This window comes from Pseudomonas sp. GW821-FHT12A04 (assembly GCF_058807755.1).
Window position 1 is genome coordinate 131,026 of sequence record NZ_JBXAQZ010000011.1, and the last position, 9,957, is coordinate 140,982.

Below are 9,957 nucleotides of genomic sequence, written 5' to 3' on the forward strand. Positions count from 1 at the left end.
CATGATTCCGGTGATCTTGTCAGGTGGTAGTGGCTCACGTCTTTGGCCGCTTTCCCGTAAGCAATTCCCCAAGCAGTTCCTGGCCCTGACCGGCGAACACACCCTGTTCCAGCAAACCCTGGAACGCCTGGTGTTCGAAGGCATGGATTCGCCAATCGTGGTCTGCAACAAGGACCACCGCTTCATCGTCAACGAGCAGTTGGCCGCGCGCAAGCTGGAAACCCAGCGCATCCTGATGGAACCGTTCGGTCGCAACACCGCGCCGGCCGTGGCCCTGACCGCGTTGATGCTGGTCAATGAAGGTCGCGACGAGCTGATGCTGGTGCTGCCGGCGGACCACGTGCTGGAAGACCAGAAAGCCCTGCAACGCGCCCTGGCCCTGGCCACCGTCGCCGCAGAAAACGGCGAAATGGTGCTGTTCGGCGTGCCGGCCACCAAGCCGGAAACCGGTTATGGCTACATCAAGTCGACCAACGACTCGCTGCTGCCTGAAGGCGTCAGCCGCGTCTCGCACTTCGTCGAAAAGCCCGACGTGAAGCGCGCCACCGAGTTCGTCCAGTCCGGCGGTTACTTCTGGAACAGCGGCATGTTCCTGTTCCGCGCCAGCCGCTTCCTTGAAGAGCTGAAGAAGCACGATCCGGACATCTACGACACCTGCGTGCTGACCCTGGAGCGCAGCCACCAGGATGCCGACACCATCACCTTCGACGAAGCCACCTTCGCGTGCTGCCCGGACAATTCCATCGACTACTCGGTGATGGAAAAAACCCAACGCGCCTGCGTCGTGCCGCTGACCGCGGGCTGGAGCGATGTCGGCTGCTGGTCGTCGCTGTGGGAAGTCAATGCAAAAGACGCCAACGGCAACGTCACCAAAGGCGACGTGGTGATCCAGGACAGCAAAAACTGCATGATCCACGGCAACGGCAAGCTGGTGTCGGTGATCGGCCTGGAAAACATCGTCGTGGTCGAAACCAAGGACGCCATGATGATCGCCCACAAGGACAAGGTCCAAGGCGTGAAGCAGATGGTCAACACCCTCAACGAACAGGGCCGCAGCGAAACCCAGAACCACTGCGAGGTCTACCGTCCGTGGGGCTCCTACGACTCGGTGGACATGGGCGGCCGTTTCCAGGTCAAGCACATCTCGGTCAAACCGGGGGCTTGCCTGTCCCTGCAGATGCACCACCACCGCGCCGAGCACTGGATCGTGGTCAGCGGCACCGCCGAGGTGACCTGTGACGAGAACGTGTTCCTGCTGACCGAGAACCAGTCGACCTACATTCCGATCGCTTCGGTTCACCGTTTGCGCAACCCGGGCAAGATTCCGTTGGAGATCATCGAAGTTCAATCGGGCAGCTACCTGGGCGAAGACGATATCGAGCGGTTTGAAGATATCTACGGGCGCTCGACCCCGGTTGAGCGTGGCGTGTCGGTGAAAACCATCGCGCAGTAACGTTCAGTAAAACAGAAGCCCCCGTCCAGCCTGCTGCGTTCCCTATCCGCAGCAGGCTGGGCGGGGGCTTTTTTTGTACTGAGTTTTTGTAGTGCCTTGCCTGGCCCCATCGCGAGCAAGCTCGCTCCCACAGGGTGTTGGGTTGATCACGGATTTTGTGCTCGGCTCGGTACACTGTGGGAGCGAGCTTGCTCGCGATGGGGCCAGTCGGCACACCACCGAATCGCCCATCGCCAACCCCACCTGCGCTTAGGTAGGATGACCCTCTCTATTCCCGAGATTTCACGTCATGTTCATCGGCGTCCTGCTGGTCATCACCTGGCTGATCCTGTTGCTGCGCTATCCGGCCAAGGCCTTGCCCGTATCCGTGGCTGCCGCCGTGGGGCTGGGCATCGTCGCCACCTGGGTCATCTGGATGGACCACCACGAACTCAAGCAACTGCAACGCCTGGAGTTGCGCATCAGTTACGCGCCGCAGCAGTGTCCCGCCGACCGCCCATTGCAATTGACCCTGAACAACGGCAATGACGTGCCGCTCACTGAGTTGCGCTGGCGGGTCGCGGCTTATGCACCGGGCGATACGGTGAACCTGGCCGACAATCAATACACCGCCCCGCGTTATCGTGGCCCTGGTGAATTGCAGGCCGGTGGCAACTGGGAAGACTGTTTGCCGCTGCCGCCACTGCGCCCTGGCTACCGTCCGGAAACCCTGGAGTTTCGCGCCGAGCGATTGCAGGGTAGTTTCTCCGACTGATCCCTCCCCCCCTTTTTGCACAAGGAATGCGCCATGCCCGTTGCGTTGATTACCGGTTGCTCCAGCGGCATTGGCCGAGCCCTTGCCGACGCGTTCAAAGTCGCCGGCTATGAAGTCTGGGCCAGTGCGCGCAAGACCGAAGATGTTGCCATGCTGAGCGCTGCCGGATTTACCGCTGTGCAACTGGACGTAAACGACGGTGTTGCCCTTGAGCAGTTGAGCGAGCGCATCAACCAGGAGCGCGGTGGTCTCGACGTGCTGATCAACAACGCAGGTTATGGCGCCATGGGACCGCTGCTCGATGGTGGCGTACCAGCCATGCAGCGCCAGTTCGAAACCAATGTGTTCGCCATCGTCGGCGTCACTCGCGCGATGTTTCCCGTGCTGCGCCGGACCAAAGGATTGGTCGTGAATATCGGCAGCGTTTCGGGTGTGTTGGTCACGCCATTCGCCGGCGCCTACTGCGCCTCGAAAGCCGCCGTGCATGCCTTGAGCGATGCCTTGCGCATGGAACTGGCGCCGTTCGGTGTGCGAGTCATGGAAGTCCAGCCGGGAGCCATCGCTTCCAGTTTCGCCAGGAATGCCGGGCACGAAGCCGAGCAACTGATCAGCGAACAGTCGCCATGGTTTCCGCTGCGCGAAGGCATACGCGCCCGGGCCAAAGCCTCTCAGGACAATCCGACCCCGGCCAGTGAATTTGCCGTCGGTTTGCTCAAGGCTGTGCAGCAGGACAAGCCACCGCGACTGATTCGCCTGGGCAATGGCAGCCGCGCGTTGCCGCTGCTTGCGGGTTTGTTGCCCAAGGGTTGGCTCGAGTCCGGGCTGATGAAGCGGTTCGGGCTGCGTGGGCAGCTCTGAGACCACGGTGCCCCTATCGCGAGCAAGCTCGCTCCCACAGGGATTGTGGGTATGAATGCCATCTATGCCACCCAGATGCCCCCTGTGGGAGCGAGCTTGCTCGCGATGGCGCCGGAACAAACACCCCAGAATTCAGGTATCAACATGACCGACTACACCGAATATTTCGACGAAGTGATCCAGGCCCACGTGGCCATCGAACAATGGCTGGCCGAAGAACGGGACGCGTGCGAACTCGAAAAACTGCTGACACGTTTTTCGCCGCAGTTCTCCATGGTCTCGCCGCTCGGCCGGGTGCTGGACTTTGACGCACTGAACGAATTGTTCTCGCTGGCGGGCGGCAAGAAGCTCGGGTTCCGCATCGAGCTCAGTGAGTTGCGTGGTATTGCGTTGCATGACGGTGGCGCGACCGTGAGTTACCGCGAACAGCAGACCGATGCGACCGGACTACACTCGGATCGTCGCTCGACCGTGGTGTTCGAGAAGGTGGAAGGCAAGATCCTTTGGCGGCATTTGCAGGAGACGTTTTGCTGATCAACTGTAGGAGCGAGCCTGCTCGCGATGGACGTCAACGATAACGCAGGCATTCAGAAAGCACGCGTCGCGCTCAGGCTTTTCGCGAGCAGGCTCGCTCCTACAGGGGAATGGGTTATGCCCCATCACCTTGCTTGACCACCACCGTACACGTAATCCCCGCCGCCAACAGCACACCCTCCGGCACTTCATCGATGTGAATCCGCACCGGTACCCGCTGCGCCAAACGTACCCAGTTAAACGTCGGGTTCACATCGGCAATCAGCTCTCGGCTCTCCGGGTTGTCGCGGTCGTAGATGCCACGCGAGATGCTTTCCACGTGGCCCTTGAGCACTTCGCCGCTCATCAGTTGCATGTCGGCTTTATCACCCACGCGCACGTGGGGCAGCTTGGTTTCCTCGAAGAAGCCGTAGACCCAGAACGAGTTCATGTCGACCACGGCCATTTTAGCCTCGCCGATGCGCGCGTAGTCGCCGCGATGCACGTTGAGGTTGGTCACGTAGCCATCCACCGCCGCGCGCACTTCAGTGCGTTTCAGGTTGAGCTCGGCGGTTTCCAGTTGCGCCTGGGCCTGCTGGTAATCAGCCAGGGCCGAGTCGGCGAGGTTACTGGCGTCGTCACGGTTTTCCCGGGAGATCACCAGGTTGTCCATATCGGCGCGACGATGGGCGTTGACCTTGCGCATCTCCCAGGTCGCCTTGCGCGATGCCACCAGACTCTGTGCCTGTTTCACTGCGAGACGGTAGTGCTCGGGGTCGATCTGCATCAGCAAATCGCCCTTCTTCACCAACTGGTTGTCGCGCACCGGCACGTCCACTACTTCGCCGGTGACGTCGGCGGCGACGTTGATGATGTCGGCGCGCACGCGGCCGTCGCGGGTCCATGGCGTGTTCATGTAGTGCTCCCACAAGGAGCGGCCGATCCACAGCGCGAGGGCCAGCACCAGCAAGGTCGCGAGCAGGCTGAAAAACTTTTTCATCGGGGCATTCTCAGGGATAGAGAGTCAACGGTAGACAGTCAGCGCCAACGCGCCGAACAGACAGGTAAACAGGCTCAGGCGCAGCAACGCCGGATGCCAGAAAAAACGGTACAGGTCGAACCCGGACAGGAACCGGTCCAGCGCCCAGGAAAGCGCCGCGGCGATGAAAAACATCAGGGTCATGGTCGGCATGTACACGCCGTGGAAGGCGATTTCACGAGGCATGTTCAAGTCCTTGGGGCTGGCTGCTTGCGAAGGTGGCGAGCGGTGATTGCGGATCGAGCAGAGAGGTGCGGATGAAGTGCAGGTAGCTCTTCACCCGGCGCAACGCCGAGGTATCGAAGTGCGGGGCGAAGGGTTCGTCGGTGGACTGCACACGGCTGATCGCGTGATCGACGGCAATCAGCGCGCGTTCGAGATTGCTGCTGTTCGGTTGCAGGAACAGCCGCACCAGCGCACGCCCCATCACCCGGATCGCCTGGCGCCACGGCTGGGATTCGGCATAGGCCGGATGCACCGGCAAAATCGCCTGTTCCTTGCGCAACTCGATGATCGCGTGGCCGACTTCCAGCACTACGAACATCCAGCGCAGCAAGTCCCGCTGCACTTGCGGTTGGCCCGCCGCGAAGCCGTAGGCCTGATGCACCAGATCGCGGGTGCGGCTTTCGAAACTCGACGCCAATCCCTTGAGCTTGCCGCTGATGGCGTACACCACCTGGCCGCGCAAATCCTGCTCCAGCCGACGCCACAACCAGCGGCTGTTGGGCGGCAGAATGATCGCCCCGGCCGCTGCACACACCAGCATGCCCAGCACCATGGCGATGTAGTCGTTGATGAAGGTGTAGGGGTTGTAGACCGTGAGGTTGTCCGGCACCGAACCGGTGCTGAAGAAGATCAGCAAACCCAGGCCGACGCCGACGTATTGCGGCCGCGAAGTCAGGAACGAGCCCAGCACGATCACCGGCGCGAGCATCACGCACAGCAACGGGAATCCGTCGATCCACGGGAAAATGAAAAACATCTCGACGAAGCCGATCAGCGCCCCGAGCAATGTCCCGCACGCCATCTGAAAGGCCATGCGTTTCGGGTTCGGGGTAGCGGCGGACAGGCCCACCGTCGCGGCGGCAATCAGGGTCATGGTCGCGCCGCTCGGCCAGGCGGTTGCCACCCAATAGCTGCCCAATACCGCCAGAATGAACGCTGCGCGAATTCCCGATGCTGCCGCTGCCATCCAGTTGGTTTGCGGGGTGAACGGCTCGTCCCAGCGCTCCCGTTCGTGACTGTGATCGGCCAGGGAGGCGTGGGTCTGTGCATAACCGTGCAAGTCGTCGACGAAACGATAGAGCAGCTCGTACGCCGTGTGGAAATCCAGTTGCTCGGCATCGCTCGGATCGCTCTGCTGGAACGTTGCCCGCAGACAACGCACCCGCGCCGGCAAACCTTCCTTGTAGGCGCTCAGCACCATGACCAGACGCGCCGCATCGGCGCTGGTCAGGGCACGACCGCTAAAGCCGTCGAGCAACTCGGCGAGGTCCTGCAGACCCGGCTTGATGGCCGCCACCACGGTGTCCGCCGCGCTGCTGCGCAAGCGTTCGAGCAACTGGTGCAAGGCATTGAAGCGCGTGGTGATGCCCATGAACTCACTGTTCAGGCGACTGAGCCGGCCATTGCGCCGACGCATGTGCGGGTCTTCGAACACCGTGACACTGCGCAAGCCTTCCAGGCCCACGGCTTCGGCGATGAAACGCACGTTGCCGGCCTCGAACGCCTCCCGCCGGCTGCGACCGCGCAAGCCGTCGGTGACGAACAGGGCGAACACACCAAAGCGCTGATACAAGGCATTGCGCATCGCCGCGCTAGCCGATTGCGGCAGGATGGCGGCACTGATCAGGGTCGAACAGAGAATACCCAACGAGATTTCCAGCACCCGCCAGACCGCCGCCATGAACGCCCCCTCCGGGTGGGCCAGCGCGGGCAAGCCGACCATCGCCGCGGTGTATCCGGCGAGGACGAAACCGTAGGCGCGGAAGTTGCGGCAGCGGGCGGCGCCGGCCGTGCAGATACCGACCCAGATCGCCAACGAACCGAGGAATAGCTCAGTGTTCTGCGCAAACAGGGCGATCAGCGCGACCATCACCGCCGACCCGGCCAGGGTGCCGAGAAAACGATAGAAACTCTTGGCGAACACCTGGCCGCTTTGCGGCTGCATGACGATGAACACGGTGATCATCGCCGTACGCGGTTGCGGCAGCTCCAGGCGCATGGCCAGCCATAACGCCAGGAATGCCGCGAACAGTACCTTGAAAATGTAGACCCAAGTCACGCCGTCGCTGCGTGCCCAGTCGAAGAAACCCCGGCGCCATTCCAGGGAGTACAGCCAGCGCAAAGGGGCGGGCAAGGGAGTCATGAAATCCTGCTCAATAAAAATAAGGTCAGACTCAGGACCTGTGGGTTCGTGTTCAACGCAAAAGGCTCGGGGTTTTCGGCACTTGAGTCTGTTCGGCGTTCGGCACGTCAATACCGGCACCGAGACCACCGCCCAACGCCGTCACCAGTTCGGCATGGGCACTGAGGCGCGCCGCCTGAACCTGCTGCTGCACTTGCTGCTGCTTGAACAACAAGGTCTGGGCATTGAGCACGTTGAGGTAGTCGGTCAGGCCACGCTGGTAGGCGATCATCGCGATGTCGTAGGTCTTCTGCGCAGTGGCCACCGACTCGGCGGCGAACGCCTGCTGTTTGTCCATGGACTCGCGGCGGATCAACTGGTCGGAGATGTTTTTCAGGGCGTTGACCAGGGTCTGGTTGTACTTGGCCACGGCGATGTCATACCCGGCCGAGGCTTCGCCCAACTCCGAGCGCAAGCGCCCGCCATCGAAGATCGGCAACGAAATCGCCGGCCCCACGCTGTAGTTGAGTTTCTTGCCGGTCAAGAACTCCAGGGCTCCACCGCCGGTGGCCATGTAGCCAAGGCTGCCGACCAGATCGACGTTCGGGTAGAAACCGGCATGGGCGACATCGATACCCCGCGCCTGCGCCGCCACTTGCCAGCGGCTGGCGACCACGTCCGGGCGTTGACCGAGCAATTGCGCCGGCAGCGACGACGGCAGTTTCAGCGGCGCACCCAGCGACAGCGTTGGCCGCTGCAACTGCGCGCCCTCCCCCGGGCCCTTGCCGGCGAGGGCGGCGAGCTGGTTGCGGCTCAAGGCGATTTCTTCGTCGAGGGCGTCGATCTGACGATGGGTTTCCGGCAGCGGTGTTTCAGCCTGGCTGACTTCGAAATGGGTACCGATGCCGCCGTCCAGGCGCTTCTGTGCCAGATCGAGAATCTGCTGTTGCTGCTTCAAGGTCGCTTCAACGATGTCCCGCTGGGCGTAATGCAACGACAACTCGATGTAGACCCGTACGATGTTGTCCTGCAATTCGAGCTGGGCCTGACGCGCTTCGGCAACGCTCATGTGCGCCATATCAACGGCGCGCTCGGTGGCATTGCTTTCGCGGCCCCAGAGGTCGAGGGCATAGCTGAAACCCAGCGCGGCGTTGTTGTCCCAGGTAGTGCTGTTGGCCAGCTCACCGGGGCCGTAGAACTGGTCGGTAGGCCAGTTGTGACGCTTGAGGGTGGACTCGCCATTGATCTGCAGCGATTCGGCCGCTTCGGCCACGCCGGCCATGGACCTGGCCTGACGCACCCGGGCGGCGGCCATGGCCAGCGTCGGGCTGCCTTGCAGGGTGAGGTCGATCCAGCGATTCAGTTGCGGGTCGCCGTAGGCTTGCCACCATTGTGCAGTGGGCCAGTGGGCATCCTGCGCGGCGCTCTGGATCGCTTCGTCGGTCGCCAGTGAGTTGGCCTCCAGCGCCTTGCCCTGTGGGGCAATACCTCCGGTTCCGATGCAGCCGCTGATTGCCAGGGTTAAAGCCAAAACACTGAGCGGCTGAAGCGCTCTGCTGATGCGACGCGGCACTGCTGCGATTTCCTGAAATAGGGGGAGGTACACGCTTTTTGGAAACAGCGCCGCATTTGTGGGAGCGAGCTTGCTCGCGATAGCGGAGCCACATTCAACATCTGTGTTGGCTGAACCGCCGCCATCGCGAGCAAGCTCGCTCCCACAGGTTGTGCGGCTGGGGCCGTGCCCCCGGTTTGCCAAGTTGCGCAATTCTATGGGGCGGCCTGAATGGCGATAAGCTGGGATTCCTGTGAATCTTTGTTACCGTTAACGAGATAATCCGTTGGTAGATCTTTAGTCGCCTGTAAATAAACAGAAACTTCGTGTCACAATTTGTCATTCGACGAGAGAGCACCCCATGGACACTTTGCAAAACATGCGCGCCTTCAGTTACGTGGCCGAAGCCGGCAGCTTCACCGCCGCCGCCATTCAACTGGACACCACCACGGCCAACGTCTCGCGCGCGGTCTCCAACCTGGAAGCCCACCTGCAAACCCGCCTGCTCAACCGAACGACCCGCCGCATCGCCCTGACCGAAGCCGGCAAGCGCTACCTGTTGCGCTGCGAACAGATCCTGGCCTACGTCGAAGAAGCCGAAGCCGAGGCCAGCGACGCCCACGCACGCCCGGCCGGGCAACTGAAAGTGCACACCATGACCGGCATCGGCCAGCACTTCGTGATCGACGCCATCGCCCGCTACCGCAAGACCCACCCGGACGTGACCTTCGACCTGACCATGGCCAACCGCGTGCCGGACCTGCTCGACGAGGGTTACGACGTGTCCATCGTCCTCGCCAGCGAACTGCCGGATTCGGGTTTCGTCTCCCAGCGCCTGGGCATCACCTACAGCATCGTTTGCGCCTCGCCGGCCTACGTCAAAGCCAACGGCTGCGCACAAAAACCCAGCGACCTGCTCAACCACGCCTGCCTGCGCCTGGTCAGCCCGGTGATTCCGCTGGAGAAATGGGCCTTCGACGGCCCTGATGGCCAGGAAATGGTCACCATCAACAGCTCACCCTTCCTGGTGAACTCCGCCGACGCGATGAAAACCGCGATCATCAGCGGCATGGGCGTTGGGGTGCTGCCGCTGTACGCCGCGATAGAAGGCCTGCGCAACGGCACACTGGTGCGCGTGATGCCCAACTACCGCTCCCAGGAACTGAACCTGTATGCGATCTACCCGTCGCGCCAGTACCTGGATGCGAAGATCAAGACCTGGGTCGAGTATTTGCGTGGATCGTTGCCGGAATTGCTGGCGGCGCATCAGGCGGAATTGGCGGCGTATGAATTGAGCGGGAGCCTGGGTGGGGTTCGGGTGGCGAATTGATGGATGCCCGAGCCCGGCTCACATCAGATTGATTCCTTGTGGGAGCGAGCCTGCTCGCGATAGCGTTCTCACATTCAAATCTCTGTGAGCAGATACACCGCTTTCGCGAGC

Annotated in this window: 9 protein-coding genes; 5 read left to right on the forward strand and 4 right to left on the reverse strand. The window is 61.9% G+C overall.

Going from position 1 to position 9,957, the window contains the following annotated elements:
* The first annotated feature begins 1 nt into the window (after position 1).
* The 4 genes from AC1RS8_RS18280 to AC1RS8_RS18295 all read left to right on the forward strand — a co-directional run bounded on the left by AC1RS8_RS18280 (position 2) and on the right by AC1RS8_RS18295 (position 3,599).
* Positions 2-1,453 (forward strand): mannose-1-phosphate guanylyltransferase/mannose-6-phosphate isomerase, encoded by a 1,452-nt coding sequence (locus AC1RS8_RS18280; protein ID WP_057713378.1) that lies wholly within the window; start codon positions 2-4, stop codon positions 1,451-1,453.
* A gap of 289 nt (positions 1,454-1,742) precedes the next feature.
* Complete coding sequence (locus AC1RS8_RS18285) at positions 1,743-2,207, forward strand: hypothetical protein (RefSeq protein WP_057713377.1); 465 nt, start codon at positions 1,743-1,745, stop codon at positions 2,205-2,207.
* 33 nt (positions 2,208-2,240) lie between these two features.
* Positions 2,241-3,065, forward strand: coding sequence for an SDR family oxidoreductase (locus tag AC1RS8_RS18290; RefSeq protein WP_057713376.1), 825 nt, complete (start codon positions 2,241-2,243; stop codon positions 3,063-3,065).
* Between the two features lie 144 nt (positions 3,066-3,209).
* Positions 3,210-3,599, forward strand: coding sequence for a DUF4440 domain-containing protein (locus tag AC1RS8_RS18295; protein ID WP_489340645.1), 390 nt, complete (start codon positions 3,210-3,212; stop codon positions 3,597-3,599).
* A gap of 115 nt (positions 3,600-3,714) precedes the next feature.
* Here the strand turns inward: AC1RS8_RS18295 and AC1RS8_RS18300 are convergent, their stop codons facing one another.
* The 4 genes from AC1RS8_RS18300 to AC1RS8_RS18315 are packed head-to-tail and all read right to left on the reverse strand — an operon-like array spanning position 3,715 to position 8,537.
* Complete coding sequence (locus AC1RS8_RS18300) at positions 3,715-4,578, reverse strand: efflux RND transporter periplasmic adaptor subunit (protein WP_489339190.1); 864 nt, start codon at positions 4,576-4,578, stop codon at positions 3,715-3,717.
* Between the two features lie 24 nt (positions 4,579-4,602).
* Positions 4,603-4,803: a DUF1656 domain-containing protein gene (locus AC1RS8_RS18305; protein WP_090457594.1), complete on the reverse strand. Its 201-nt coding sequence runs from the start codon at positions 4,801-4,803 to the stop codon at positions 4,603-4,605.
* Positions 4,793-6,985 carry an FUSC family protein gene (locus tag AC1RS8_RS18310; protein ID WP_489339191.1) on the reverse strand — a complete coding sequence of 731 codons (2,193 nt, stop codon included), beginning with the start codon at positions 6,983-6,985 and terminating at the stop codon, positions 4,793-4,795. Before AC1RS8_RS18310 ends, AC1RS8_RS18305 begins: the two co-directional genes overlap by 11 nt.
* Positions 6,986-7,037: 52 nt before the next feature.
* Positions 7,038-8,537 carry an efflux transporter outer membrane subunit gene (locus tag AC1RS8_RS18315; RefSeq protein WP_489339192.1) on the reverse strand — a complete coding sequence of 500 codons (1,500 nt, stop codon included), beginning with the start codon at positions 8,535-8,537 and terminating at the stop codon, positions 7,038-7,040.
* A gap of 340 nt (positions 8,538-8,877) precedes the next feature.
* Between AC1RS8_RS18315 and AC1RS8_RS18320 the strand changes: the two genes are divergently transcribed.
* A complete protein-coding gene (locus AC1RS8_RS18320; protein WP_057713372.1) occupies positions 8,878-9,846 on the forward strand; it encodes a LysR family transcriptional regulator in 969 nt (322 codons plus the stop codon).
* Positions 9,847-9,957: the final 111 nt, after the last annotated feature.